General features: G+C 66.9%; 24 protein-coding genes and 1 pseudogene. 12 read left to right on the top strand and 13 right to left on the bottom strand.

Features of this window, described 5'->3' with window-relative positions; all coding sequences use genetic code 11:
* Positions 1-91 precede the first annotated feature (91 nt).
* The 6 genes from AC3ISA_RS16110 to AC3ISA_RS16085 all read left to right on the top strand — a co-directional run bounded on the left by AC3ISA_RS16110 (position 92) and on the right by AC3ISA_RS16085 (position 6380).
* Entirely contained in the window at positions 92-331 is a 240-nt protein-coding gene (locus AC3ISA_RS16110) for an acyl carrier protein (protein WP_463436453.1), read from the top strand.
* 151 nt (positions 332-482) lie between these two features.
* Complete coding sequence (gene fabF / locus AC3ISA_RS16105; protein ID WP_489178674.1) at positions 483-1754, top strand: beta-ketoacyl-ACP synthase II; 1272 nt, start codon at positions 483-485, stop codon at positions 1752-1754.
* 1 nt (position 1755) lies between these two features.
* Positions 1756-2916: an endolytic transglycosylase MltG gene (gene mltG, locus AC3ISA_RS16100; protein ID WP_489178673.1), complete on the top strand. Its 1161-nt coding sequence runs from the start codon at positions 1756-1758 to the stop codon at positions 2914-2916.
* Positions 2913-3797, top strand: a complete 885-nt coding sequence (locus AC3ISA_RS16095; RefSeq protein WP_489178672.1) for a YicC/YloC family endoribonuclease — start codon at positions 2913-2915, stop codon at positions 3795-3797. Before mltG ends, AC3ISA_RS16095 begins: the two co-directional genes overlap by 4 nt.
* A complete protein-coding gene (gene gmk / locus AC3ISA_RS16090; protein WP_372692232.1) occupies positions 3787-4428 on the top strand; it encodes a guanylate kinase in 642 nt (213 codons plus the stop codon). The genes AC3ISA_RS16095 and gmk overlap by 11 nt, the downstream gene beginning before the upstream one ends.
* Before the next feature lie 230 nt (positions 4429-4658).
* Positions 4659-6380 carry an ATP-binding protein gene (locus AC3ISA_RS16085; RefSeq protein WP_489178671.1) on the top strand — a complete coding sequence of 574 codons (1722 nt, stop codon included), beginning with the start codon at positions 4659-4661 and terminating at the stop codon, positions 6378-6380.
* On the opposite strand, the gene AC3ISA_RS16080 is transcribed toward AC3ISA_RS16085, so the two are convergent.
* The 7 genes from AC3ISA_RS16080 to AC3ISA_RS16050 form a co-directional block, all read right to left on the bottom strand.
* A complete protein-coding gene (locus AC3ISA_RS16080; protein ID WP_489178670.1) occupies positions 6377-7501 on the bottom strand; it encodes a pyridoxal phosphate-dependent aminotransferase in 1125 nt (374 codons plus the stop codon). The genes AC3ISA_RS16085 and AC3ISA_RS16080 overlap by 4 nt on opposite strands.
* Entirely contained in the window at positions 7498-8307 is an 810-nt protein-coding gene (rsmA, locus tag AC3ISA_RS16075; protein WP_372692235.1) for a 16S rRNA (adenine(1518)-N(6)/adenine(1519)-N(6))-dimethyltransferase RsmA, read from the bottom strand. Before rsmA ends, AC3ISA_RS16080 begins: the two co-directional genes overlap by 4 nt.
* Before the next feature lie 8 nt (positions 8308-8315).
* Positions 8316-9320 (bottom strand): 4-hydroxythreonine-4-phosphate dehydrogenase PdxA, encoded by a 1005-nt coding sequence (gene pdxA / locus AC3ISA_RS16070; RefSeq protein WP_489178669.1) that lies wholly within the window; start codon positions 9318-9320, stop codon positions 8316-8318.
* Positions 9317-10678: a peptidylprolyl isomerase gene (locus tag AC3ISA_RS16065; RefSeq protein ID WP_372692238.1), complete on the bottom strand. Its 1362-nt coding sequence runs from the start codon at positions 10676-10678 to the stop codon at positions 9317-9319. Before AC3ISA_RS16065 ends, pdxA begins: the two co-directional genes overlap by 4 nt.
* 72 nt (positions 10679-10750) lie before the next feature.
* Entirely contained in the window at positions 10751-13201 is a 2451-nt protein-coding gene (locus tag AC3ISA_RS16060; RefSeq protein WP_489178668.1) for an LPS-assembly protein LptD, read from the bottom strand.
* Between the two features lie 33 nt (positions 13202-13234).
* Positions 13235-14374: an LPS export ABC transporter permease LptG gene (gene lptG / locus AC3ISA_RS16055; protein WP_489178667.1), complete on the bottom strand. Its 1140-nt coding sequence runs from the start codon at positions 14372-14374 to the stop codon at positions 13235-13237.
* On the bottom strand, positions 14371-15507 hold the full coding sequence (locus AC3ISA_RS16050) for an LptF/LptG family permease (RefSeq protein WP_489178666.1): 1137 nt from the start codon (positions 15505-15507) through the stop codon (positions 14371-14373). The genes lptG and AC3ISA_RS16050 overlap by 4 nt, the downstream gene beginning before the upstream one ends.
* 142 nt (positions 15508-15649) lie before the next feature.
* Between AC3ISA_RS16050 and AC3ISA_RS16045 the strand changes: the two genes are divergently transcribed.
* The 4 genes from AC3ISA_RS16045 (at position 15650) to AC3ISA_RS16030 (ending at position 18244) form a co-directional block, all read left to right on the top strand.
* Positions 15650-17125, top strand: coding sequence for a leucyl aminopeptidase (locus AC3ISA_RS16045; protein WP_489178665.1), 1476 nt, complete (start codon positions 15650-15652; stop codon positions 17123-17125).
* A 19-nt stretch (positions 17126-17144) separates the two neighbouring features.
* Complete coding sequence (locus AC3ISA_RS16040) at positions 17145-17603, top strand: DNA polymerase III subunit chi (protein ID WP_489178664.1); 459 nt, start codon at positions 17145-17147, stop codon at positions 17601-17603.
* 101 nt (positions 17604-17704) lie between these two features.
* Positions 17705-17917 carry a hypothetical protein gene (locus tag AC3ISA_RS16035; protein ID WP_489178663.1) on the top strand — a complete coding sequence of 71 codons (213 nt, stop codon included), beginning with the start codon at positions 17705-17707 and terminating at the stop codon, positions 17915-17917.
* A gap of 27 nt (positions 17918-17944) precedes the next feature.
* Positions 17945-18244, top strand: a complete 300-nt coding sequence (locus AC3ISA_RS16030; protein ID WP_372692247.1) for an I78 family peptidase inhibitor — start codon at positions 17945-17947, stop codon at positions 18242-18244.
* A 3-nt stretch (positions 18245-18247) separates the two neighbouring features.
* Here AC3ISA_RS16030 and AC3ISA_RS16025 read toward each other — a convergent pair whose 3' ends face one another.
* Entirely contained in the window at positions 18248-19174 is a 927-nt protein-coding gene (locus tag AC3ISA_RS16025) for a LysR family transcriptional regulator (RefSeq protein WP_489178662.1), read from the bottom strand.
* A gap of 120 nt (positions 19175-19294) precedes the next feature.
* Between AC3ISA_RS16025 and AC3ISA_RS16020 the strand changes: the two genes are divergently transcribed.
* Together AC3ISA_RS16020 and AC3ISA_RS16015 are read left to right on the top strand one after the other, a co-directional pair.
* Positions 19295-19993 (top strand): pirin family protein, encoded by a 699-nt coding sequence (locus tag AC3ISA_RS16020; protein ID WP_489178661.1) that lies wholly within the window; start codon positions 19295-19297, stop codon positions 19991-19993.
* 71 nt (positions 19994-20064) lie between these two features.
* Complete coding sequence (locus AC3ISA_RS16015) at positions 20065-20463, top strand: DoxX family protein (protein WP_489178660.1); 399 nt, start codon at positions 20065-20067, stop codon at positions 20461-20463.
* 52 nt (positions 20464-20515) lie between these two features.
* On the opposite strand, the gene pip is transcribed toward AC3ISA_RS16015, so the two are convergent.
* From pip to AC3ISA_RS15990, 5 genes and pseudogenes are all read right to left on the bottom strand, one after another.
* Positions 20516-21490: a prolyl aminopeptidase gene (pip, locus tag AC3ISA_RS16010; RefSeq protein ID WP_489180126.1), complete on the bottom strand. Its 975-nt coding sequence runs from the start codon at positions 21488-21490 to the stop codon at positions 20516-20518.
* 147 nt (positions 21491-21637) lie between these two features.
* A pseudogene (locus tag AC3ISA_RS16005) lies at positions 21638-21880 on the bottom strand (DUF423 domain-containing protein); the annotation flags it as partial.
* Between the two features lie 50 nt (positions 21881-21930).
* Positions 21931-22524, bottom strand: coding sequence for a hypothetical protein (locus AC3ISA_RS16000; protein ID WP_489178659.1), 594 nt, complete (start codon positions 22522-22524; stop codon positions 21931-21933).
* Positions 22525-22608: 84 nt separating this feature from the next.
* Positions 22609-25215: a coiled-coil domain-containing protein gene (locus AC3ISA_RS15995; protein ID WP_489178658.1), complete on the bottom strand. Its 2607-nt coding sequence runs from the start codon at positions 25213-25215 to the stop codon at positions 22609-22611.
* A 92-nt stretch (positions 25216-25307) separates the two neighbouring features.
* A complete protein-coding gene (locus AC3ISA_RS15990) occupies positions 25308-25490 on the bottom strand; it encodes a hypothetical protein (protein ID WP_489178657.1) in 183 nt (60 codons plus the stop codon).
* Positions 25491-25509: the final 19 nt, after the last annotated feature.

The following is a 25509-nucleotide window of genomic DNA, read 5'->3' as shown; positions in this document are numbered from 1 at the left end:
TTCGGGCTTGCGTCGCCTTCGCTGCCGTGAGACGGCGATTTCTTAGCTACCCCCGCCTCCGCGGCGATTTCAAACAGGCAGAGAGACACTCATGTCCGACACCCTAGAGCGCGTTCGCAAGATCGTCATCGACCACCTGGACGCCGATCCGGACAAGGTTACGGAAAAGGCCAGCTTCATCGACGACCTGGGCGCCAACTCGCTCGACAACGTCGAGCTGGTGATGGCCTTCGAAGAAGAATTCGACATCGAGATCCCGGATGACGCCGCCGAGCACATTCAGACGGTCGGCGATGCGGTCAAGTTCATCGACGAAAAGTCGGCCGGCTGATCTCAGTCGCCGATATCGGCCGAACAGGCTGACGGTTCACAGGGCCGCCCGGCGCTCCTAGCGGAGACGCCCGGCGGCCTTTACTGTTTCTGACCCTTGGGAATCCGCGATGATTCTGAAAGGTCGGGCTGGAGATAAGGGAGCACGCACCATGCGCCGCGTCGTCGTTACGGGCATCGGTCTGCTGACCCCCCTGGGTTGGGGCGTCGAGAAGAGCTGGAAGGGTATCGTCGAGGGACGTTCGGGCATTGGTCCGATCACGTCGTTCGACACCACGGGCTATGGCTGCACCATCGCCGGTGAGATTCCGAGCGTCGATGGACGCGGCGGGGGCGGCGAAGGCGATTTCGACCCCGAGAAGATCATGTCGGTCAAGGATCGCAAGCGCGTCGACGACTTCATCCTGTACGCCATCGCGGCGGCGGACGAGGCCCTGGCCGATGCGAACTGGAAGCCCGAGACGGACGAGGACAAGGAACGCACCGGCGTGATGGTGGGCTCCGGCATCGGCGGCCTGGGCCCCATCGCCGAGACGGCCATCGTCCTGAAGGAACAGGGCGTGCGTCGCGTCAGCCCCTTCTTCATCCCCAGCGCCCTGATCAATCTGGCTGGGGGGCAGATTTCTATCCGCCACGGTCTGAAGGGACCGAACCATGCGGCGGTGACCGCCTGCGCCACCGGCGCCCACGCCATCGGTGATGCGGCCCGGATGATCGCTCTGGACGACGCCGATGTGATGGTGGCGGGCGGGGCGGAAAGCTCGGTCGTGCCGATCGGCATCGCGGGCTTCCTGGCCTGCAAGGCGCTGTGTACCGCCTACAACGACACGCCGGAGAAGGCGTCGCGTCCCTATGACCGTGGCCACGCGGGCTTCATCATGGGCGAGGGCGCCGGCATCCTGGTGCTGGAAGAATACGAACACGCCAAGGCGCGCGGTGCCAAGATCTACGCCGAGGTCGTCGGCTACGGCATGAGCGGCGACGCCTATCACATCACCGCTCCGTCCGAGGACGGCGAAGGCGGAGTGCGAGCCATGAAGATGGCGCTGAAGCGGGCGGGGATGCAGCCGTCGGACCTGGATTACATCAACGCCCACGGCACCTCGACCATGGCCGACTGGATCGAGCTTAAGGGCATAGAGGGCCTGGCGGGCGATCATGCCACGAACCTGACGGTCAGCTCGACCAAGTCGATGACCGGCCACCTATTGGGCGCCGCCGGCGCCATCGAGGCGGCCTTCTGCGTGCTGGCGATCCGCGACCAGATTGCGCCGCCGACGATCAATCTGGACGACCCGGAGATGGAAACGCCCATCGACCTGGTGCCCAACAAGGCCAAGCCGATGAAGATCGATGTCGCCATGTCCAACAGCTTCGGCTTCGGAGGCACCAACGCCTCGGTGATCTTCAAGAAGGTCGACTGAGATGTTCGGGCGGGGACGGGTCGAAAAGTCCAGTGGGCGGTCGGGATTCACGGTCTCGCTGCTGACCGCGTCCGCAACGTTCGGCCTGTTCCTGCTCGCCGCGCTGATCGCGGTCTGGGCCATCTATTATGCGCCGGGGCCGTCGGCGCGGCAGGGCGACAAGACCGTCGTGACCCTGTCCAGTGGATCGGGCGTCTCGGCCATCGCGGCGCGGATGAAGGCGGCGGGCGTGATCCGTTCGACCGACCTGTTCCGCGCGGCGGCGACCCTCACGGGCGCGGATCGTCGACTGAGGGCCGGCGAATACGAGGTGCCGTCGGGCACGTCCCTGGCCGGGGTGCTGAACCTGCTGGTCGAGGGACGGGTAGTACGCCATTTCGTGACCTTGCCCGAGGGCTGGTCGTCGCTGCAGGCCGTGGACATCCTGAACAAGGAGCCGACGCTGACCGGAACGGTGGCGCAGACGCCCGAAGAAGGCAGCCTGTGGCCCGACACCTATGAGGTTTCGCGCGGTGATACGCGCCAGTCGGTGATCGACCGGATGCAGCGCGCCGCGAACGAGAACCTGCGTCTGCTGTGGAGCCAGCGCTCTCCGGCCACGGTCGCGCGCAGTCTTGAGGAGGCGGTGATCCTGGCCTCCATCGTGGAGAAGGAGACGGCTTTGGCGGCCGAGCGTCCGCGCGTGGCGGCGGTGTTCTCGAACCGCCTGCGCGCCGGGATGCGGCTGGAAAGCGATCCCACCATCGTCTATGGCGTGACCAAGGGGCGGCCGCTGGGGCGCGGCATTCGACGCTCCGAACTCCTAGCGCCGACGCCGTGGAATACCTACCAGATCAACGGCCTGCCCCCGACGCCCATCGCCAATCCGGGCAAGGAGGCGGTCAAGGCGGTGCTGAATCCGCCGGCCGATCCGGCCCTGTTCTTTGTCGCGGACGGATCTGGGGGACATGCCTTCGCCCTGACCTATGACGAGCATCTTCAGAACGTGGCGCGCTGGCGCCAGATCGAGCGCCAGAAGGCGGGCCTGCCGCCGGAAGCGGCCGCACCCGTGGCGCCGGGGACCAGCGCGGCGCCGATGACGACCGAGCCGGCCGCCGCGCCTGTCGCAGGCGGTCAGGCGACGATCACCCTTCCCGCCGGCGCGACGCAGGGACCACGATGAGCAGCCTGTCGGGCATGACCGGCTTTGGCCGGGCGGACGGGGCCGGCGAGGGCTGGGCCTGGTCGGTCGAGGCGCGCTCGGTCAACGGCCGCAATCTGGAGATCCGGTTCCGGGGACCTAACGGTTTCGATGCGCTGGAGCGCTCGGCCAAGGCCGCGGGCCAGGCGCGGTTCGCGCGCGGCCAGGTCACCATCGGCGTCCATGCCAAGCGAGCCGAGGCGGGAGAGGCGGCGGTCACGATCAACGCCGCCGTCCTCGCGCGTTATCTGACCCTGGCCAATGAACTGGCCGAAGATGGGGCGACGCCGCCGTCCGCCGACGGCCTGTTGGCCCTGCGCGGCGTGATCGAGGCGCCGGAAGAGGTGGACGATCCAGAGGCGCGGGCGGCGGTGGAGGCGGCCATGGCCCGCACCGTCGAAGAGGCGCTCGATTCGCTGAAGGCCTCGCGCCAGAACGAGGGCGCGCAGCTGACGCCGGTGATCGAGGAGTTCATCGCCCGGATCGAGGCGCTGGTCGTCCAGGCCGAGGTCGAGGCGACGGCCCAGGTCGAGGCCATTCGCGACCGTTTCACGCGTCGAATCTCCGAACTGGCGCCGGATGCGCCAGGATTGGAGGATCGGATTTTCCTGGAGGCGGCCGCCCTGGCGACCAAGGCGGACGTGCGCGAGGAGCTGGATCGGCTGGCGGCGCACGTCGCTTCGGCGCGCCAGCTTGTGGCCTCGGCGCCCGCCGGGCGCAAACTCGACTTTTTGATGCAAGAATTCATGCGTGAGGCCAACACGCTGTGCTCGAAATCCGCTACGACCGCGCTCACCGGAATCGGCCTGGAGCTCAAGGCCGTCATCGAACAGTTGCGTGAGCAGGTCCAGAATGTCGAATGAACGCACGCCCCGCCGGGGCGTCCTCCTGATCGTCGCCAGTCCCTCGGGCGCCGGCAAGACGTCACTGTGTCGCCGGTTGATGGCGGATCACGGCGGACTGGAGCTGTCCGTCTCCATGACGACGCGCGGCATTCGCCCGGGCGAGGTGCATGGACGGGACTATAATTTCGTCGAGCATGAGGAGTTTCAACGGCTGATCGACCAGGACGCCTTCCTGGAATGGGCGGACGTTCACGGCAATCGCTACGGCAGCCCGCGCGCGCCGGTAGATCGGGCGCTGGCCGAGGGCCGCGACGTGCTGTTCGACATCGACTGGCAGGGCGCCCGTGACGTCGCCGAGAAATGCCCTGAGGACGCCGTGCGCGTCTTCATCCTGCCGCCCAGCCTGGAAGAGTTGCGTCGCCGCCTGGTGACGCGGTCGCAGGACGCCGAGGATGTGATCGAGCGCCGCGTCGCCAACGCCAAGGGCGAGATCGAACACTGCGACGCCTTCGACTATGTGCTGGTGAACGAGGACTTCGACCGGTCCTATGCCGAACTGGCCCACATCTATCATGCGGAGCGGTCGCGCCGGTTCCGCAACCTTTGGGTTGAGGATTATCGCACCGCTCTGCTGCGCGAAGTCGTCTGAATAAAAGACAGCGCCGCAGGCCGTGGTGTGGCCGGCGGCGCTGCGGGGTACTCAACGCTACGCTACTGAAGCCCTTTTGCCGGACAGAAGGTTGCAGACGGTAAACGCGGCAGTAAGGAACACCCCGTAGCGGCTGAACGCGCGTGGTTTACGTCCTGTTCGCCCTCTTGACCTAACGTTAGGCGGTGAACGGGGGTATCATGCGCTTTCTGGATTCAATCGGTCCTCTTATGGCGAGCAGCGCCAAGGAACGCGTCAAGCAGGTTCCAGTCAGGTTGTTGCTGGCCAGCGTCGTCGCCTGGGCCATGTATGCGGCCGGTATGGGTCAATGGATCCCGGCATGGCTGGCGGCGGTGCTGTTCGTTCAAACATTCGAACTGTGGGCGATGGCGCCTTATCGACGTGCCGACCCGTCCAATGCGCGACTGCCGGTCGTGCTGGCCCTGGCGTCCACCACGCTGATGTCGGCGACTTATGGCGGCATGGCGCTGATCATCTGGTCCTCCAATCATCCGGCCCTGGTGACCTTGGCCGCCCTGACGCTGGCGGGCGGTCTGTTGACCAATGTGGCGTCGGGGATCGGGTCGCGAACGGTCTTCTTCATCGGCGGCGGGCCTTATCTGGCGGTGCTGGCGCTGATGCCTGTGGTCAAGATCATCCAGGGCGACACTCATGGCGTCGTGGTGATGACACTGTCGGCCGCGCTGTTCGCAGGGGCGATCCTGAACGTCTATTGGCGCGTGCACGCTTCTCGTCAGGCCGAGGTCCAGTCCCGCGCCGAGGCCGAGCAGCGGTTGGAACAGGCCCAGGCGGCCATGGCGGATCGCGCGGCGATGGCCGCCATCGTCAGCCATGAACTGCGCACGCCCGTCAGCGCCATCCTGGCCGGTGCTCACGTCATTCGCGGCGGCAAGCTGCCCGAGCAGCGCGAGGAGACCGCCGACCTGATCATTGACGCCGGGCAGCTGATGACCGGGATGCTGAACGACCTTTTGGATCACTCCAAGATGGAGGCCGGGGCGATGTCAATGGAGAGCCGCGACTTCGAACTGGGGGACCTGATGCGCGACACGGCGCGGTTCTGGGCGGCGCCGGCGACCGAGAAGGGACTGACGCTGGAGATGTCGGGGGGCGAAGGTGACGCCATCTGGCTGCGGGGCGATCCCTATCGTCTGCGCCAGATCATCAACAATCTGGTGTCGAACGCGATCAAGTTCACGCCGGCCGGCACGATCCGGCTGCAGGCCGCAGCGCCGGGCGCCGACGGCCGCCATCGTCTGACCCTGACCGTCACCGATCAGGGGGCAGGCATCACGCCCGAAGCCATGAGCCGGCTGTTCACGCCGTTCGCGCAAGGATCAGCCGAGGTGGCGCGCACCTATGGCGGGACGGGTCTGGGCCTGACCGTCAGCCGCGAGCTGGCGCGGTTGATGGGCGGCGACCTGACGGTCACGAGCGTGCCGGGGCAGGGGGCCGCCTTCACCCTGTGCATCGACCTGCCTGCGGGCGAGCCGACGCAGGCTGAAGACAGCCTGGACGCCGCGGCGCCGGTGCTGGCGCGCCGAATCCGGGTGCTGGCCGTTGACGATCACGAGATCAATCGGCGCACCATCGCCCTGGTGCTCCAGCCGCTGGACGTGGATCTGGCGACAGCCTCGGACGGCCATCTGGCGCTGTCGCTGCTGGCTGAGCAGGCGTTCGACGTGGTGCTGATGGACGTGAACATGCCGGGGATCGACGGCAATGAGGCGACGCGACGGCTGCGCGCCTCGGGCGGTTTGAATGCTGCGGTTCCGGTGATCGGGTTCAGTGCAGGGACCGAGGTCGAGCAGGTTCAGGCCTGTTATGCGGCCGGGATGACGGACTGGCTGGCCAAGCCGCTGGAGCCTCGGAAACTTTACGACGCCTTGCACAAGGCGACGTCGTCGGGCGCGCAGGCCCAAGCGGCTTAGGAGAGGGCTGCGAACCAGGTGCGCATGCGGTTAAGCGCCTCTTCAATCTCGGGCGTCGAGACGGCGAAACTGAAGCGGATGAAACGATGGCCATCCACCGGGTCGAAGTCGACGCCGGGCGCGGTGGCGACGCCGGTGTCGCGCAGCAACTGTTCGCAGAAGGCCACGCTGTCGTTCGTAAGATGGCCGATGTCGGCCCAGATGTAGAAGGCGCCGTCCGGTGGCGCGATCTTCTTCAGGCCGAGGGCAGGCAAGGCGTCCAGCATCAGCTCGCGATTGCAGGCGTAGTTTTGGATGTGGCCCTCCAACTCATCGACAGCGTCCATCGCGACCAGACCGGCATGCTGGCTGAGGCTGGGCGGGGTCAGGAACATGTTGCCGATATAGGCGCGGGCGGCGTCGATCTGCGTTTCCGGGACCAGCAGCCAACCCAGGCGCCAGCCGGCCATGCTCCAGTATTTGGAAAAGCTGTTGATCACCACGGCGTCGGGCGCGAACTGCAGCATCGACGGGGTCGGGCCGACGTAGCTGAGGCCGTGATAGATCTCGTCCGAGACGATGGCGATGTCGCGCGCGCGGCAGACCTCGGCGATGGCGGCCAGTTCGGCGTCGGGGATGATGGTGCCGGTTGGATTGGCCGGGCTGGCGATGATGACGCCGGCGGGTGCGGGATCCAGGACTTGGAGCTGGGCGGCGGTCAGCTGGAACCGGGTGTCGGGGCCGCAGGCGATCTCGACCGGTTCAAGGTGTAGGGCGCGCAGGGTGTTGCGATAGGCGACATAACCGGGACGGGCCAGGGCGATGCGGTCGCCGGGCTTGAACAGGGTGCTGAGCGCCAGGACCAGAGCGGGAGACGCGCCACAGGTCAGCAGGATGCGGTCGGGATCGACCGTAACGCCGTAACGGTCGTCATACAGGCGCGCGATGCGGGCGCGCAGGTTGGGGCTTTCCCAATAGCCCATGACGTCAGCGTCCAGCACCTGATGCGCACGGGCGATGGCGGCGGCGGGGGCGCCGGTCGAGGGCTGGCCGAACTCCATGTGGATGATCGAGCGACCTTCGGCCTTCAGCTGGTGCGCCAAGCGGCTGACGGATATGGCGCGGAAGGGTTCGACCGTCATGCCAGTGCATCCGCTAGGCGCAAGAAGCCCGTCACATCGATGGTCTCGGCGCGGGCGTCGGGCTCTATGCCTGCTGCTTCGCACAAGGCGGCGCCGCCGAGCTGTTTCAGGCTGGAGCGGAGCATCTTGCGGCGCTGGCCGAAGGCGGCGGCGGTGACGCGTTCCAGCTTTTTCAGGCGTTCGGGCGACGGGCGTTCGTCCAGCGGGACCAGATGGACCACGGCCGAGGCCACCTTGGGCGGCGGGGTGAAGGCGGCGGCGGGCAGGTGCATGACGATGCGGGCGGTGCAGACCGCCTGGGAGATCACGGCCAGACGGCCATAGGCGTCCTCGCCCGGCCCGGCGGCCACGCGTTCGGCGACCTCCTTCTGGAACATCAGGGTCAGGCTGTGCGGCAACCACGGGCCGGTCAGCCATTTGATCAGCAGGGGCGTGCCGACGTTGTAGGGCAGGTTGGAGACCAGATGGGTCGGGCCGGAGACCAGATCAGCCTCCTTCACCTTCAGCGCATCGGCCTCGACGATGGTCAGGCGGCCGGAGCCGTCGTCCAGTTCGGTTAGAAGGGGGACGAAGCGCGGATCCTTCTCGATCAGGACCACGGGGCCCGCGTCGGATTCCAGCAGGGCGCGGGTCAGGCCGCCGGGGCCGGGGCCGACCTCGATCACCGCGCGGCCCTCGAACGGGCCGGCCATGCGGACGATCTTGCGCGTCACATTGAGGTCCAGCAGGAAATGCTGGCCGAAGCTCTTCTTGGCCGAAAGGCCGTGGGCGTCGAGGGTTTCGCGGAGGGAAGGAAGGTCGGTCACACGCCCTGTTAGCGCGCGGCGCGGGCCGCCGCCATCTCCGATGCCAGACGAATGGCGGCGATCAGGCTGTCGGGACGCGCGATCCCCTTGCCGGCGATGTCGAAACCCGTGCCGTGGTCGGGGGAGGTGCGGATGATGGGCAGGCCCAGGGAGACGTTGACCCCGCCCCAGAAGTCCAGCGTCTTGACCGGGATCAGGGCCTGATCGTGGTACATGCAGATGGCGGCGTCGTAGGTGGCGCGGGCCTCGTCATGGAACATCGTGTCGGCGGGCCTGGGGTCGGTGATGTCGATGCCTTCAGCGCGGAGCTGTTCGGCGACCGGGATCAGGATGTCGATCTCCTGAAGGCCTAGAGCGCCGCCTTCGCCGGCGTGCGGGTTCAGGGCGGCCATGGCCAGGCGTGGGCGGGCGATGGCGAAGTCGCGCTTCAGGCTTTCGTGGACGACGCGGGCCGTGCGAGCGACGCGCTCGGCCGTGACCAGTTCCGGCACCTGATCCAGGGCGACATGGATGGTGACGAGACAGGCGCGCAGGTCTTGCGCCGTCAGCATCATCACCGGGCCGCGCGTGCCGGGGTAGGGCGCATCGGCGGTCAGTTCGGCGATGAACTCCGTGTGGCCGGGGAAACGGAAGCCCGAGGCGTACATCGGCGCCTTGGCGATGGGGGCGGTGACGACGCCGGACGCCTCGCCGGACAGGGCGAAGCTGACGGCCTCTTCGATCCCGTCCGCGACGGCGGAGGCGTTTTCGGGGTCGGGCCGTCCGACCTCGACCGGCGCGGGCAGGGGGCGGTGGATGACCGGAAGCGCCGAGGCGAAGCGGCCATGGCCGTCGCCAGGCAGATTAACTTCGACCACCGGCACGCCCTGGGCGCGCAGCAAGGCGGCGTCGCCTATCAAGGCGAAGGCGAGGGCCTCCGTGTTCAGGGCCTTCCAGGCGGCGGCCACGATCTCTGGTCCGACGCCGGCGGGTTCGCCGAGCGTCAGGACCAGGGGCGCGACCGCTGGGGTCACTTGAACTCGATCAGGGCGTCGCTGCGCAGGTCGCGCAGGTAGCGACGCTCCAGCACGGCCAGGTTCTGGCTGCGGAGGCGGTTCTCGACCTGCTGGCGGTTCGGCGCCTCCGGCCCACCCACGCGGCGACCGCAGACGGCGACGAGGTGCAGGCCCAGCGGCGTGCGTATCGGCGTGGAGACCGTGCCGATTTCGCCGGTGCGGGCGAACTGCTGGAACTGGGGCGCGAGGTTGGCGACGTCGGATTCGCCCAGATCAGCGCCTAGGACGCCCTCGGTCGCGCGCGCCTGGGAGATGATGTTGTCGCAGGTCAGGCCGGTCCGCATCGCTTCCAGCTTGGCGCCGGCGGCCGCGACATCGGCTTCCGAGGCCGTGTCGGGCAGTTCGACCATGACCTGACGCAGCGAGACCAGGCTGGTCGCGGCGCCGTCGCGCTTGTCACGCAGATACAGGATGTAGACGCCGCCATCGACGACGATGGGATTGGACAGCTGACCCGGTTGAAGCTGTTCCAGGACGGTCTGGACGGCGGGTTGAAGCGAATCCTTCACCACCCAACCGGCGTCACCGGGGACGCGGGCGTTGGCGGACGGGGCCGAGGAAAACTGTTGCGCGACGGCCTGGAAAGGCGCGCCGCCGATGATCTGCTGCACCAGTTGACGAGCGCCGTTCAGGGCCGGCTGGGCGCCCCCGACGCGGGCGGCGTCGATGTAGATTTCACCGATCAGGAACTGGGGCTTGGACGCCGCTTCGTTCAGGCGACGGACTTCCTGATCGACCTGCAGGGTGCTGGGGCGAGCGCGGCTGTTGAAACGGCCGGGAATCAGCTGGCCCCAGCCGATCTGGGTGCGCAGGTTCTCGCGGAAGGCGGCGGGCTGGATGCCGCCTTGCTGCAGGAACTGGAGATAGGCGGCGGGCGCCGTGCCGGCGGCGCGGGCCATTTCCGCGATTTCGGCGTCGACCTCTTCGTCCGAGACCTTGAGGCTCTCGAACTTGGCCATCTCCTGGGTCTTCAGGCGATCTTCGATCAGGGCGTTCAGCGCGGCCTGCTGGATAGCGGGCAGGTTCTGCTCGGTCGGCTGGACCTGGGACGAGGCGATCAGCATCAGCATGCGCTGGCGCAGGTCATAGCCGGTGATGATCTTGTCGTTGACGGTGGCGACGATGCCGTCGGCCATCTCGAACTGAGGTTCGGCGCGAGCGGCGGCCGGCGCCTCCTCCGCCGCAGGATTGGGCGCACCGGCCGCAGGGCCTTGCGCGGGAGCCTGAACGGGCGCGGGCGCCGTCTGGCCATGGGCAGAACCGGCGAGCAGGAACGCCGCGAGCGCAGCCCCCGTCGAATAACGCATCAAACCCATTGGTCGTCCTGATTCCTCACAGCGGTCCGCCAGCCAGGCCGGCAGGCGGTCGCGCCCCGTAAAGCGTCATGCTCAACGCATATCGCCCTGTCCATAACCTGAACCTCCGAAAGTGGCGAGGTTTAGGCGCACATAGATGCCTTGCGACGGGCCGCCGGGCCGCGCACGTGTGTTGTCGCGGCGGTAGCCCAGTTCGAAGCGCAGGCAATCGTCGTCGAAGAGCACGCCGACTTCTGATCGGGTGATCTCGTTCTGGTCCAGATCGGCGATGCCGGCGACAGCGACGCCCCAGTTGCCATAGACGAACTGTTGGCCCGCAAGCTGGACGAACTCATAGTTTCGGTTCAGCGGTCCATCGACGGGGTTCGACTGATCCAGGATGTAGCTGACGGTCGCCAGGTTGCGACGACCCCACCGGCCATCGACGGCGGCCTCGGCGCGGCGCACGTCGCCCGAACCATCGATGGTGGCGTGAACCCAGCTGCGGATGCGGTCGGACGGTGAATAGTCGCCCTGAACCACCCAGTCGGAGCTTTCTGAGGCCAGGCCTGTCGGATCGTAGAGACGCGCGGGGGCGTCGGGGATCGAGGTGCGGAAGTCGTTCTGCTGGTCGAAGCGATAACTGCGACCGACGAACAGGCTGGCCTTGCGGCCTTCGGCCCAGCGGATGGTGGCGCGCCCGCCTGCGGTCAGGCGAGCGCCGCCCTCCAGCAGGTCGTAGCCGGAGAAGCGGTCCATTCGGAACAGCGAGGCTTCGTCCAGTTCCAGAACCTGGGAATCTTCGATGGGGATGCGGCGATCCAGGCTGACCTTGTTGGAGACGGACAGTTGTCCGACCGGCTCAAGGATGATGTCGGCGTCGCTGACGCGCTTGACCAAAGGATAGCTGACATCCACGCCGGCGCTGAGGCGCGAACGGCTGACGGTTGCGTCGCTGTCGATCCCCAACATCGGGGGCAGGTCGGACATGGAATAAAGATCGACGCGGGTGTCGATGAACGGCTCGATGCGTATGCCGACCGGCAGGATGATGGCGCGCCGCCATTCCATCTGGCCTGTGATGCGGCGGCTGTCGACGCCGCCGAGACCCGTAATGTCGGGGGGCACGATCTCAGGGTTCAGGATCGGCGCGCCGACGAATCTGTCGCGATAGAGAGACACGGCCGAGCCCTTGAGGCGTAGGCGCCCGCCAAAGACGAGTTCGTGCGGTTCCCAGCGCGCGTCGATCAGGGGCGCGACCAGAGGCAGGGTGTCGTCGTTCTCGAACACCTTGAAGCCGTTCGCATCGCGGAAGTCGTTCGCGGCGAAGGCCGAGTCGAGGCGCAGGCTCTGGATCGAGAAGGCCGCAACCGACACATAGGAGCGGTCGGTCTGGTGCTCGGCGTAGATCTGGCTGATCAGGCGACGGCGGTCGCCGTAGTAGAGGCCGTTGTCCTGATAGGGCGAGCGGATGTCGTAACGGTCAAACAGGGTCTTGTCCGAGGTCCGTTCGGCCGTGAACCCGAAGCGCCACGGGCCGGCGGGATCATACTCGCCGTGAGACAGGATATAGCTGCGGCTCTTGCGATCGCCGAATCTGACGTTGCTCTCGAAGTCGCCGTCGCGGTCCAGATCGAAGTCGCCGAAATCGCGTTCGTAGGTATAGCCGCCACGCGCCACGATCATGCCTTCGGCGAACCGGCGGCGCCATTGCAGGTTCAGCAGCGGCGCGACCTTGGTGTTGATCTGGGGGCTGATCAGCCAATCCTCGGACGGCGATACGACGTGAAGATAGGGAACCTCGACCGAGACGCCGCGCCCTTCGTCAAAGTTGGTGATGGGGACAAGCAAGCCCGAGGCGCGCTCGACCGACGGGTCGGGGTGAGCGAAAAAGGGCGTGTAGAAGACCGGCACAGGGCCGATATAGAAGACGGCGTTGCGATACAGGATAGCGCGAAGCTGCTCGTCTTGAACGACACGTTCCGCCTGGATCGAGATGCTCGGCCTTTTGGGGCCGCCTTCGTCGCAGACGGGGCAGGGGGTGAAACGAGCGTAGTTCAACTCGCTGACCGTTTCGCTGCGTCGCACGGCCGTAGCGGCCATCAGGCTGGCGCCATTGCCCAGGCGCGTGGCGAAATCGACGGCGACCCCGGTTGTCAGGTCTTTGTCCAGCTCCAGCCGGCTGGCGTAGACGACAGTGCCGCCGGGCGCGACGGCCTCGACATTGCCCTCGCCCGTGGCCGAGCCGGCGTTCAGGTCATAGGAGAGATTTTCGCCGCGCAGCACATGACCGCGCGTGCGGACATAGGCGCGGTTCTCTGGTGTGCCGCTGACGATGATGTTGTCGCCCTCGCGACGGGCGTTGTCGGCGTCCACATAGATGGCCTGGGGCGGCAGTCCGTCAGCGGGCGCCATCATGGTCGTCGCTTGGGTCGTCTGGGCCAGGGCAGGCGTGGCGAAGGGCGCGCAGGCGACCAGGGCCGCACCGGCGAGAAGCCTTGCTCTGAAAGCGTTGAAGCGCCGATCGCGGCGATCACCCTGCATAGGCCATCCGTATTCTGAGAAGCGAGCGCCCGATTAGCCGTCTTCGGTGTAGAACAGCAAGGTAAAGGCTGAGAGCGCGGTCAAAACCGGCGGCAGCCAAGCGGCGACGAAGGGCGACACGACCTCGGCCGATCCCATCGCCGACGAAAACTGGTTCAGGAAGAAGAAGGCGAAGCCCAACACCACGGCCGAGACGCTCATCCGGGCCAGGTCGCCCAGACGCATCAACCGAAGCGAGAAGGCGGCGGCCAGAATCGACATGGCGGCGAACACCAGGGGCGTGGCCAAAAGCTGCTGGAAGCGCAGGCGGTAGGCCGTGGAGGTGAAGCCGGCGTTTTCGATGCGGCTGATCTGGTTGGGCAGCGACCAGAAGGGTGTGGATTGCGGACGCGCGAACCGGTCGAAGGCTTCCTCATCGGCCAAGCTGGAGACCAGGGTCAGGCTGGAATAGGTCACGGCGCGCTGGCCGATCTGGGCGCCGACCGCATCGGTCAGTCGCCAACTGCCCGCGTTCAGCGAGGCTGATTTGGCGTCGATCCGTTCGGAGAAGGTGCGGCCGCCGCCGGGCGCGGTCGTGTAGATGAAGAAGCTGACGTTCAGCAGGCGGGCGTTGGCGCGGTCCTGCTGTCCGGCGCGGATGATCATCTGACGCTGATCGTCGCCTTCGCGCAGCCAGATCGCTTCCTTGGGGTCGCCGCCCGGCGCTGTGCCGGAGATGCGGGCGCGTTCGCGCTGCCACAGGCCGTCGCCTGCCGAGGCCATCGGGCCCAGGACGGTGACGGTCAGAATGCCCAAAACAAAGGCCATGCCGGCCGCCGGGAGGACGAAGCGCCAAGCGGACACGCCTGCGGCGCGCATGGCGATCAGTTCACTGCGGCGGTTCAGGCTTATGAAGGCCGACAGGGTGCCGAACAGGAAGACGAACGGCATCAGCTGCACGATCACCGACGGCGACTTCAGCAGCACCAGGCCGAAGATCCGCACAGCCGACAGGTCCTGGGCCGAGCCGACGCCGCGCGAGACCTCGACGAAGTCGATCAGCATGACCAGGGCCGAGATCACGGCCAGGGCCACGCCCAGCGACTTGAGCTGCTGGACCAGCACATAGCGTTCGATCCCGCCGAGACGGGGAATATGCGGTGAGCGACGAGCTGAAGCGAAGGCGGCGGTCATGCGAACTTCGCTTTCAGACCGCGCAGGGCGGCCGAGGTGCGGCTGCGTCGGGGCTTGAGCGCACGGAAAAGAACGCGCAAGGCGACGGCGATGGCGATGAGGGGCACGACATACTGGAGGATGTTCATCCAGCCGTTCCAGGCGCTGGCGGCAACGAGGCCGTAGCCGATGACACGCAGCAGCAGGAACAGGCCCGCCGCCTTGGCGATCCGCAGCGTATAGCCGGTCCTGCTGAAGGCGCCGCCCAGGATGGCGGACAGGGCCAGAGCCATGGCGACCAGGGCGTAGAGCGGCGAGGACAGGCGCGAATGGGCCTCGGCCAGCAGTTCGCCGCGCGATCCGGCGACCTCTACGATCTTGGCCGTCGGGTTCAACAGTTGGCGCAGATAAAGGTCCGTCGGCTTGTAGCGGATCGTGTCGGTGACGCCGACGAAGGGGGCGAGCGAGAAATCGTATCGTCCGAACGACAGTGTCTCCAGCACGCCGCCCGACGAGTAACGCTGGGCCGAGCCGTCGAGCATGGTCAGGACCGGCGTCCCGCCTGCGTCGCGACTGAAGCGCGCCTCTGACGCATTCCAGGTCGTGACCTTTTCCTTGTCGTCCAGATAGACGAACAGATTCTTCAGCAGGCCGTTCTGCTCAATCTGCTGGACGTAGATCGTGAGGCCGTCAGGCCCCTGGACGAACTGGCCTTCTTCGACCAGCAGCGCGGCGAGATCAGTGCGAATGTCGAAGGCCTGACGTCGGGCCTCCTGCTGCGCCCAGGGCAACAGGAAGACGTTGACCAGCAGGGTGACCAAGGCGACCAGCACGGCGATGCGAGCGGCGGGCGAGATCACCTGCCAACGCGTCATGCCGCCTGCGAAGGCGGCCGTCAGCTCCTGCTCGCGTTGCAACCGCGTCAGGGCGATCAGGGCGCCGACGAAAAGCCCGATGGGCAGAATCACCGAAAGCAGTTGCGGCAGGGCCAGCAGGGTCAGTTTGATCATGACCCACACGCTCTGGCCCCGCTCCACGATGACCTGGAGTTGGTCGAGGCTCTGGCTCAGAATTCCGATTCCCGCCAGCGCTGCGCAGGCGGCGACCACGGGGAACAGGATCTGGCGAAAAAGGTATCTTTGAATCAGGGGCATGGGCGGTTGGACTTCGCCCGGTTGCAGGCGGCGATATTGAGGCGCATCTAGTAGCACATCAGGGCGCGTCCGCGACAAGCAGACGCGCCGTTGTCTTTTTGCTGTTGCAGACGCCGGGTGGGGCCTGGCTGGAGTTGTTTGAATGAAGATCGAGTTCGCCGCCGCCGTGGACGCCGCCGAGATTCTGGCGGTTCCGGTTTTTGAAGACCGTGCGTTTACGCCTGCTGGAACGGCTCTGGACGCCAAGACCAGCGGCGCCCTGACCAAGGCCGCCAGCAAGGGCCGTTTCACCGGCAAAGCCGGCCAGAGCCTGAGCGTCGCCGCACCGGCCGGGGTTAACGCCGACGCCGTGCTGCTGGTCGGCGCAGGCGCCAAGGACAAGCTGGACGACCTGGCGGTCGAGGCCTTCGGCGGCAACGCCTATGCGGCCGTGAAACTGTCGGGCGCCGAGGTTCTGACCATCGACGCCTCGGACCTGGCGCCGGAACAGGCTGCACGTGTCGGCTTTGCTGCACGTCTGGCCGCCTATCGCTTCGACAAATATCGCACGACGCAGAAGCCGGACAAGACTCCGTCGATCACGACCATCCGCGTCGTGACCTCGGACCTGCGCGCCGCCGAGGCCGCGCTGGAGCCGCTGTCGGCTGTCGCCGACGGCGTTATCTTCGCTCGCGACCTAGTGTCCGAGCCGGCCAACGTCCTTTATCCGGCCGAGTTCGCCAAGCGCGTCAAGGCGCTGGAGAGCCTGGGCCTGGAGGTCGAGATCCTCGGCGAGGCCGAGATGGAGAAGCTGGGCATGCGCACCCTTCTGGGTGTCGGCCAGGGCAGCCGTCGCGAAAGCCAGCTGGCGATCATGAAATGGAACGGCGGCGAAGCGGGGGCCCAGCCCCTGGCCTTCGTCGGCAAGGGCGTCTGCTTCGACACCGGCGGCATCTCGATCAAGCCGGCTGACGGCATGGAAGACATGAAGTGGGACATGGGCGGCGCGGCCGCCGTGACCGGAACCATGATCGCCCTGGCCAGCCGCAAGGCCAAGGCGAACGTCATCGGCGTTTTGGGCCTGGTCGAGAACATGCCTGACGGCAACGCCCAGCGTCCGGGCGACGTGGTCGTGTCGATGTCGGGCCAGACGGTCGAGGTGATCAACACCGACGCCGAGGGTCGCCTCGTCCTGGCCGATGCCCTTTGGTACACGCAGGAGCGTTTCAAGCCGAAATTCATGATCGACCTGGCCACCCTGACGGGCGCCATGATCGTGGCCCTGGGCCTGGACTACGCAGGCGTGTTCTCGAACTCCGACGAGGTGGCGGATCCGATCCTGGCGGCGGCGAAGAAGGTGGGCGAGAACTTCTGGCGCATGCCGATCCCGGCCATCTACGAGCAGCACATCGATTCCAAGATCGCCGACGTGAAGAACACCGGCAACGGTCGCGCCGGCGGCTCGATCACCGCCGCCCTGTTCCTGCAACGCTTCACCAACGGCGTGCCGTGGGCGCACCTGGACATCGCTCCGACCGCCTGGGCCAACAAGAGCCCCAGCCCCACCGTGCCGGAAGGCGGCGTCGGCTTCGCCGTGCGCACGCTGGATCGCATGGTCGCTGACGCTTACGAAGCCTGATCGCCGGGGGTAGAGCCGGGTGAGCGACAAGCCCGAAATCTGGTTCTACCACCTGGAGCGCTCGACGCTGGATCAGGTGCTGCCGACCCTGCTCGAAAGGACGATCGAGCGGGGTTGGCGGGCGCTGATAAAGTCGTCGCATTCGCATCGGCTGGACGAGGTCGACGAGACGCTGTGGACCTTTCGCGACGACAGTTTCCTGCCGCACGGCCGGGCGGATCAGCCTCACGCCGACCGCCAGCCTGTGCTGCTGAGCGAATCGGGAGAGAACCTGAACGGCGCTCAGGCGCTGTTCATCGTTGACGACGCAGAACTGGGCGCGACGGAAGGGTTCGAACGATGCTTCATTATTTTCGACGGTCGGGACGAGCCGGCGCTACAGCACGCACGGGGACGCTGGAAGACGCTGAAGGACAAGGGCGCGAACCTGGCCTATTGGCGTCAGACCAACGAAGGGCGCTGGGAAAAGGCGGCCTGATCGGGCTGGTTCTGCTAGCGGGCTGTTCGACGCCTGTCGCCGATGCGCCTGCGCCGCGCGCGGTTGAGCAGGCGCAGATGAACCCGCCTGTCGGCAGTCGCATGCCAACCGGACAGACGGACGATGTCTGCAAGGCGGGCGAGATGCAGTATCTCGTCGGCAGGTCTCGCACCGAAATCCCGGTTCCGGTGGATGTTGTGAACCGCCGCGTGACCTGCACCACCTGTCCGGTAACGCAGGATTTCTCGGCCTTTCGGCTGAACATCTTCTACAATGAGCAGACCGGCGTCATCGAACAGGTTCGCTGCGGCTAGTCGGCCGCGACCCACAGGGAGACGATCATGAAGACCCTTATCAGCACACTGGCGGCCGTCGCCGCCCTGGCGCTCTCGGCTTGCGCGCCGACCCAGACCTCCGAACCTGTGCGGCAGCCGCTGGAGACGGCGGTCAAGCCCTGCAAGGTCGAGGATTATCAGAGCTACGTTGGGCGCAACCGCTCGACCATCCCGACCGCGCCTGCGGGCCAGACCTTCCGGGTTCTGTGCACCACCTGCGCGGCGACGATGGACTATCGCGAGAACCGGGTGAACTTCGTTTATGACGAGGCGACGAGCATCGTGCGCGAAGTGAAGTGCGGCTGACGTTTAGCGTCCGACCGTATCGCCGGTCCATAACGGCCCGCTGAACTTCGCCGCAAGATAATCCATGAATGCCGTGACCCGAGCGGGGCGCGGTCCTCCGCTGGGCGCCACCAGATGCAGCGCGATGGGCGGCAGGCGCCAGTCGGTCATCACTGTCTCCAGATGGCCGTCGGCGACGTCCTTCCAGTAGATGAAGTCCGGCTGGGGAAAGAGACCCAACCCCGCGCACAGCGACGCCGTCAAGGCGTCTGAGTTATTGGCTCTCAGCGGCCCGCGCGGATGCACCACGACCTCGTCGCCCGCGTCATTGGTGAACCGCCAGGTGTCTGGACTGGGCATGTAGGCGTAGCCGAGGCAGGCGTGGCGGGCCAAGTCGTCGGGGTGGGTCGGACGACCGCGCTGCTCCAGATACGACGGCGAGGCTACCAGGGCGCGCGCCACTGGCCGCAGTTTGCGCGCCGTCAGCGAGGAATCCGCAAGGGCCGCGATCCGCAGCGCGCAGTCGAAGCCGCCGCCGACCAGATCGATCACCTCGTCCGACAGATGCAGGTCGATGGACACGTCCGGGTGGGTGGCCAAGAATTCGGGCAGGGCGGGGGCGACATAGGCCATGCCGAACGACATGGGCGCGGCCAACCGCACAAGGCCGCGCGGAGTGACGGACATGTCCAACGCCTCGGACACCGCGCCCTCGGCCTCGGCCAGCATGTGCGCGGCGCGGGCGGCCAGGGTGCGGCCCGCATCGGTCAGGGCGAACCGGCGCGAGGTGCGGTGGAGCAGCGTGGTCTTCAGCTGCTGCTCCAACCGCGTCACCGCCTTGGATACGGTAGCCTTGGATAGGCCCAGCGTCTCGGCTGCGCCGGAAAAGGATTGGCTGTCGGCGACCTTGGCGAAGATGGCCAAGGCTTCCAAATCGGGCAGACGGGACATGGGCGGCCTTGCGTCCTGAAACGATGAGTTTCGGTTGTTTCTATTTCTGATCGGTCCCCGATCTCTATCTTGGCGTCAAGCAAAGGCGTCGGACGGTTCCGACGCGAAAGGACGAGTTCGATGATCGAGCGCAGACCGTTTGAATCCCTTGGCGGCGCCAACCACGGCTGGCTGAACGCCAAACACCATTTCTCCTTCGCCAACTACTATGATCCCAAGCGGATGAGCTGGGGCAATCTGCGTGTCTGGAACGATGACGAGATCGCCGCCGGCTCTGGCTTTCCGCCGCATCCGCACGCCGACATGGAGATCATCACCTATGTCCGCGACGGGGCCATCACCCATGAGGACAGCCTGGGCAACAAGGGCCGCACCGTCGCTGGCGATGTGCAGGTCATGAGCGCGGGCACCGGCATCCGCCACGCCGAATACAACGCCGAGCCGGAGCTGACGCGGATCTTCCAGATCTGGATCGAGCCGACCAAGCGCGGCGAGGCGCCCAGCTGGGGCTCCAAGCCCTTCCCCAAGGGCGAGCGGTCGGGTCAGTTCGTGGTTCTGGCCTCTGGCTTCGACGGGGATGAGGACGCTCTGCCCATCCGCACCGATGCGCGGATCGTGGCGGCGACGCTGAAGGCAGGCGACAGCGCCGACTATCCGCTGGGCGCCTACCGTCGGGCTTATCTGGTTCCGGCCAAGGGCGAGGTCGAGGTCAACGGAGTCAGACTGAACGCCCGCGACGGCGCGGCTATCGCCCAAGAGGATGTCGTGACGGTCAAGGCGTTGTCCGACGCCGAGATCGTGCTGGTGGACGCCGCCTGATTTTAGGATCAAGCTTCACGGCCGGACCTGATCCGACCGTGAAGTCTGCTTTCGAAACCCGAGGAAAGAGAATGTTCAATCAAGTGAATGGCTGGTCTTCTCGTGCGCTGGCAGCGCTGAGGATCGTCGCCGGCCTGCTGTTCCTGGCGCATGGCGTCGTCAAGGTGTTCGGCTTTCCGACGGGGGCCGAGCCGGGTCAGCAGGAGCTGCTGTCGCTGTTCGGCGTCGGCGGCCTGATCGAGCTGGTCACTGGACTGCTGCTGATCCTTGGCCTGTTCACGCGTCCGGCCGCGTTGATCGCCTCGGGCCAGATGGCGGTAGCCTATTGGATGTTCCACTTCCCGCGCGATCCATATCCGGCGGTTAACGGCGGCGATGCTGCCATCCTGTTCTGCTTCGTCTTCCTCTACATCTTCACGGCCGGTCCTGGCGCGTGGAGCATCGACGACCGCAGCGAAAGACGCTTCTGACGTCGGAATGACAAAGGCCGCCGCGCTGTCCGGCGCGGTGGTCTTTTCGTGCCTAGAGGGTCGCGGCCCAATCGGCGGCGCGGACCAGACTGTCGACGATGCCCGGCTCGGACGAGGCGTGACCGGCGTCGCCGACGATGTCCAGATGGGCCTCGGGCCAGGCGCTGTGCAAGGCCCAGGCGCCCGAGATCGGCGTCACCACGTCGAACCGGCCCTGGGCGATCCAGCAGGGAATGTGGCGCATCCGGTCTACGTTCTTCAGCAGCCAGCCGTCTTCCTCGAAGAAGCCGGCATTGGTGAAGAACCAGTTCTCAATCCGCGCGAAGGCGACGGCGAAGTCGGGTTCGGCGAACTTGTCCGGTTTGGCGTTGGGTCCCTCGACGCTGACGGTTTCGCCCTCCCAACTGGACCAGGCGACGGCGCAGCGTTCGCGCTCGGCTGCGTTGTCGCCTATCAGACGTTTGTAATAGGCGGCCATCAGGTCGCCGCGCTCGGCCTCGGGGATGGGGGCGACGAACCGTTCCCAGGCGTCCGGGAAGATCATCGAGGCGCCGTCCTGGTAGAACCAGTGCAGTTCCTTTTTAGTCAGCAGGAAGATGCCGCGCAGCAGCAGGGCCAGAACCCTGTCCGGGTGGGTGATGGCGTAGGCCATAGACAGGGTCGAACCCCAGGACCCGCCGAACACCACCCATTTTTCGATGCTGCACAGCGCCCGCAGACGCTCGATGTCCTCGATCAGGGTCCAGGTGGTATTGTCCTCCAGCGAAGCGTGAGGCCGCGACAGGCCGCAACCGCGCTGGTCGAACATGATGATGCGATAGACGGCCGGGTCGAAGAAGCGCCGCATGCCGGGGTTCACCGCGCCGCCCGGCCCGCCGTGCAGCACCAGGACAGGCAGGCCTTGGGGATTGCCGGATTCCTCGTAATAGATCTCGTGCACGCCCTCGGTCGTCATCCAGCCCGAGGTGTAGGATTCGATCTCGGGGTGGAGCACTCGACGCGGCTCGGTGGGCGTAGGGAAGGCCATGAAGGGACGGTCTTTCTGCGAGGACGAAGCGATTAGGAACGAAGCGCGGCGATGGCCAGGCAGACCCAGACCGGCGATCATCAGCAGGCCGCCAATCGGGGCGACGGCGCCGAAGGCCGGAGCGCTGAGAAAGGCGATCAGGGCCAGGGAGAGGCAGAAGACTAGTCCCCCGACCGCGCCCAGCCAGCCGGCCAGACGGGCGAACCGACCGCCTGCGACCCATTGGGCGCAGCCGAAGGCGAAGACGGCGTGGATCAACTGATACTGGCCGCCCGTGGTCAGTAGGGACTTCACCTGAGGCCCTGCGCCGTGAGCCGCAAAAGCGCCCAGGGCGATGGCTAGGACGCCGTTGAGGGCTGCGAAGAGGATCAGGTTGCGACTCGCTGTCATCCGAGAACCCTAGCCCGGCGAATCCCGAATGTCTGCGACCTATGAGGGGTTCAGCCCACGCGAGGCAGGGGCGTCAGGTGGCTGGCCATTGCGGAAGCGGCGGCCTTGATGCCCTTGCGTACCGCAGCTTCGTTGGCGGGAGCAGGCGCGCGCAACAGACCGATGGACGGCGTCTGCGGCCCGTCCGGCAGGTCGGACAGGACGCGATAGAGAAGATAGGATCCGACGTCTTCCTCGACCTCGGACGTAGCATCCGCCGAAAGCCCGGCGGCGGTCAGGGCACGAACCATGTCGGCGACAGGGGCGGTCGTGCGGGCGATGCCGGGGCCGGTGCGCGACAGGCGGTCCTTATAGTCCAGGGTCCGGTTCTCGGCGCGCATCTGAATGCGGAAGCCATCGCCCTTGTGCGTGCGTCCGACCAGCAGCACGGCGCGACATTCGCCGCTGCCCAGGCGCGCGGCCAGCGTCGAGGCGAGGACATCGGGATCCGCGGCGGCGATGGGAACGGAACGCGCGCCAATGGGGCTCCAGATTTCGCCGGATAAATTCTCGACCAGATCCCAGCCGTCGTCCTCGCTATCGTAGGTGCAGATGATGATGCCTGGGCGGCGGTCAACGCTCGCAGGGCCGTCGATATCGTTCATCGTGCCAGCCATAGCCCCATCCATGACAGTTCGGTGACGCGCAGGAGGCTGTAACTTCCCAACGTCGTCAAGCCCTGTTGATCCTTAACCCAGGTCGCCCACGGCCGCATCAAGCAACATGAAGGCGCGACCGCTGTCGGAGGCCAGGCTGCTCTGCACGGCCGCGCTGTCGCCGGCGCGGGCCGAGGCCGAGAGCATCACGGCGAAGTTGCGGACATAACGTTCGGCGTCGGCGCGCAGTTCGGCGTCACTGAGCACGCGACGCGAGACGCTGCGAACGGCGGCGGGGGCGACGCGGCGTACAATCTGACGCGCGGCGTCAGGATCGCCCTTGCTTATCGCACGGGCCGCCTCTTCGACGCGTGAGCGGGGCAGCAGGGCGTTGGGATCCACGCCCATACGCCGGATGGCGGCGGCGACGCGGTCGGACAGCGCCTCGGCCTCGGCGGGCGAGGGGGAGGGCGTGTCCAATTCTAGCGGGGCCTCATCGTCGTCATCGCCGGACACCAGATCGCTCCAGTCCAGTCCTTCGCTTGCGGTCTCTCGCGGCGTCTCGGCGGGCTCAAGGCGAAGACGGCTGCGCAAACCGAACCGACGCTCCTCTACCGGCGGCGCCGGCGGAGGGGGCGAGCGTGACGCGCGCGGCTCGGGACGCGCTTCAACTTCAGGGGTCGGTTCGCGACGGCGAGGCGGAGATGATGCATCGCCAGACACCACGCCCATCAGACGTACGGCCTCGGTCAGCATGTCGTAGTTGCGGCGCACCCGTTCCTGGAAGCCGACATCCAGCGCTTCGGTGTCTTCTGCGGCCTTGCGCGAGGCGGCGGACAGGGCGGCGAGGCCGTCCTCTACGGTGGCACGTACGGCATCGGCGCGGGCGCGGGCTTCCTGCGGCAGGCGCGAGGCGCGCTCGTCGATGTCCGCGACGGCGGTGTCGATCTCCGACAGAGCCGAACTCAGTCGCGTGACCAAGGTCTCCAGTCGGTTGGCCATCCGCTCACCGGCCTCGTCTACCAGGCCGGAGGTTTCACCGACGATCCGCCGTGCGTCCGCGATGCGGGCGTCGGCGGCCTGATCGGCCTTCTGGGCGGCGTCGAACAGGGATTCGCCCAGTCGATCCGTGCGCAGCCGGGCCTGTTCGGCCGCGTCGGCGGCGGCGGCGCGGGAATCCTCGGCCGTGGCGCGCATCTGCTCCAGCGCACGACGGGTCTCTTCCATCAGGGCGTCGCGGGCCTCGGCGGCGAGGGCTTCGAAGCGGTCCAGGGCGACCTTGGTGGCGGAATCGAAGCCGTCGGCCTCGCGTTGCGACATGTCCACCAAGGCTCGGAATTGGTCGGCGGCGGCCTCGACCAGGTCGCGCATCGACTCGACGGAGGTCTGGGACGTTCGGTCCAGGTCGCCGGCGGCGGTTCGGGTGGCGGACAGGTGTTCGATCAACTGGGCGCGCTGGCTCTCGACCTGGGCGGAGAAGTCCTCCTGATCGGTGCGCAGGGCGTAGGCGGCGGTGACCAGGGCGGCGCGCTGCTGGCCCAGGCCTTCCTCGACCGACTGGATTTGTTCGGCGACGCCGGAACCGGCGTTCTCCAGACGAATGGTCTGGCGCGCCAGATCGTCGGAGGCGACGCGAGCGGCGTCCTGGGCTTCGCCGGCGGCGGCGGCGAGATCGGCGGCGCGGGCGGCAAGCGCGGCCTCTGCCTCGCGCAGTTGCGCCTGGGCCAGGTCAGACGCGTCGGCGACCATGCGCGACTGGCGCTCGACCGCGTCGATGACACCGGACGCCTGGGTGTCCAGGTGAAGGCCCAGGGTCTGCATCTGGTCCCGCTCCCGACCCAGGTTTTCGGTCAGGCGGCGGGCGGTGCGGCCGGCGTTCTCGGCGGCTTCATTCAGGCGAGTGGTTTCCTCGGCCAGGGCCTCGCGCAACATGGACATGTCGTTGCGGGCGCGTTCGGCGGCCAGGGCGGCATGGTCGATGTCGGCGCGCAGAGATTGCAGGACCTCGCCGGTCTGCTGGGCGGCGAGGGCGGTGGGGGCGACCAGGGCCTCGGCCAGTTGTCGGGCGCGGCGAGTCTCGGCGGCCAGACCCGCGCCTTGACGCACGGCATGGGCCAGCATGATCGCCAGACCGGCCGGGGCCAGGGCGATCAGGACATAGATGGCGATCCGCAACGGGTCCAGCTCCGCTCCGCCCGCGCCGAACTCATAGGCGGCCCAGGAAGCGACGCCGCCGATCCACAAGGCGGACGCGATGCCGGCGATCAGATAGGCGTGACGACCGGACGGCTCGGCCTGGGTCTTGGTCGAGACGGTCTTCACCACAGGCGGTTTGGACAGTTCGAAGGTCGCGGGCGGCTTTCCGGCGGCGACCGCCATTTCGACGGATGCCGTCGATTCCGGCATAGGCTCGGCGGTCAGTTCAGGCGGGGCGACCGAGGCCGGTTCGGCGATAGGGCCGCGCGCGGCGGTCTCGGCGCGTTCCTGGGCCAGACGTTGCTCTTCCAGCAGGCGACGGCGACGGCGCTCGGACATCGGCGCTTCGAACGTCGGCTGAATGATCTCCAGCTCGGGCTCGGGGATTGGTTCGAGCTCGGGCGTCGCGTCGTCCGACGGCGTTTCGTCGGCAGTCGACAGTTCGACGGGGATTTCGACCTCGTCGTCGGTCAGCTTCAGCGGCGGCCGTTTGGGAGACTTCATCAGCTCTAAAACTCGATCTCTACGCGGGCGCCCGACAACGCCGATGAAACCCTAGAGCATGATTGGTTCGGACGGAACCGACTCGAACGCGATCAGCAGTCGCGCCTGGTTTCCGACAGGACGGCCGAGGACGATCCGGCGTCGCGACATTCGACGACACGGCGGACTTCGCGGTCGGAATGCGACGGGGTGTGGGTGTCCACGCCGAACTGGGACAGGACGGCGGGGGCCAGAAGCGCGATGAAGCCGGCGATCAGTTCGACCAGCGCCTGCATTCCACCCTCCCTCGCGGCC

It is taken from the genome of Brevundimonas sp. KH_058 (genome assembly GCF_057838505.1).
The sequence above is the reverse complement of the archived record's forward strand: the minus strand, read 5'-3'. Positions and strand labels throughout refer to the sequence as shown.

Coding starts and splice junctions, on each gene's coding strand:
- AC3ISA_RS16110 (WP_463436453.1), top strand. CDS start 92: ATGTCCGACACCCTAGAGCGCGTTCGCAAGATCGTCATCGACCACCTG.
- pip (WP_489180126.1), bottom strand. CDS start 21,490: ATGGCCTTCCCTACGCCCACCGAGCCGCGTCGAGTGCTCCACCCCGAG.
- AC3ISA_RS16050 (WP_489178666.1), bottom strand. CDS start 15,507: ATGCCCCTGATTCAAAGATACCTTTTTCGCCAGATCCTGTTCCCCGTG.
- fabF (WP_489178674.1), top strand. CDS start 483: ATGCGCCGCGTCGTCGTTACGGGCATCGGTCTGCTGACCCCCCTGGGT.
- AC3ISA_RS16080 (WP_489178670.1), bottom strand. CDS start 7,501: ATGACGGTCGAACCCTTCCGCGCCATATCCGTCAGCCGCTTGGCGCAC.
- AC3ISA_RS16000 (WP_489178659.1), bottom strand. CDS start 22,524: ATGAACGATATCGACGGCCCTGCGAGCGTTGACCGCCGCCCAGGCATC.
- mltG (WP_489178673.1), top strand. CDS start 1,756: ATGTTCGGGCGGGGACGGGTCGAAAAGTCCAGTGGGCGGTCGGGATTC.
- AC3ISA_RS15990 (WP_489178657.1), bottom strand. CDS start 25,490: ATGCAGGCGCTGGTCGAACTGATCGCCGGCTTCATCGCGCTTCTGGCC.
- AC3ISA_RS16095 (WP_489178672.1), top strand. CDS start 2,913: ATGAGCAGCCTGTCGGGCATGACCGGCTTTGGCCGGGCGGACGGGGCC.
- AC3ISA_RS15995 (WP_489178658.1), bottom strand. CDS start 25,215: ATGAAGTCTCCCAAACGGCCGCCGCTGAAGCTGACCGACGACGAGGTC.
- AC3ISA_RS16060 (WP_489178668.1), bottom strand. CDS start 13,201: ATGCAGGGTGATCGCCGCGATCGGCGCTTCAACGCTTTCAGAGCAAGG.
- AC3ISA_RS16020 (WP_489178661.1), top strand. CDS start 19,295: ATGATCGAGCGCAGACCGTTTGAATCCCTTGGCGGCGCCAACCACGGC.
- AC3ISA_RS16030 (WP_372692247.1), top strand. CDS start 17,945: ATGAAGACCCTTATCAGCACACTGGCGGCCGTCGCCGCCCTGGCGCTC.
- AC3ISA_RS16085 (WP_489178671.1), top strand. CDS start 4,659: ATGGCGAGCAGCGCCAAGGAACGCGTCAAGCAGGTTCCAGTCAGGTTG.
- AC3ISA_RS16065 (WP_372692238.1), bottom strand. CDS start 10,678: ATGGGTTTGATGCGTTATTCGACGGGGGCTGCGCTCGCGGCGTTCCTG.
- AC3ISA_RS16045 (WP_489178665.1), top strand. CDS start 15,650: ATGAAGATCGAGTTCGCCGCCGCCGTGGACGCCGCCGAGATTCTGGCG.
- AC3ISA_RS16025 (WP_489178662.1), bottom strand. CDS start 19,174: ATGTCCCGTCTGCCCGATTTGGAAGCCTTGGCCATCTTCGCCAAGGTC.
- gmk (WP_372692232.1), top strand. CDS start 3,787: ATGTCGAATGAACGCACGCCCCGCCGGGGCGTCCTCCTGATCGTCGCC.
- lptG (WP_489178667.1), bottom strand. CDS start 14,374: ATGACCGCCGCCTTCGCTTCAGCTCGTCGCTCACCGCATATTCCCCGT.
- AC3ISA_RS16035 (WP_489178663.1), top strand. CDS start 17,705: ATGCCAACCGGACAGACGGACGATGTCTGCAAGGCGGGCGAGATGCAG.
- AC3ISA_RS16015 (WP_489178660.1), top strand. CDS start 20,065: ATGTTCAATCAAGTGAATGGCTGGTCTTCTCGTGCGCTGGCAGCGCTG.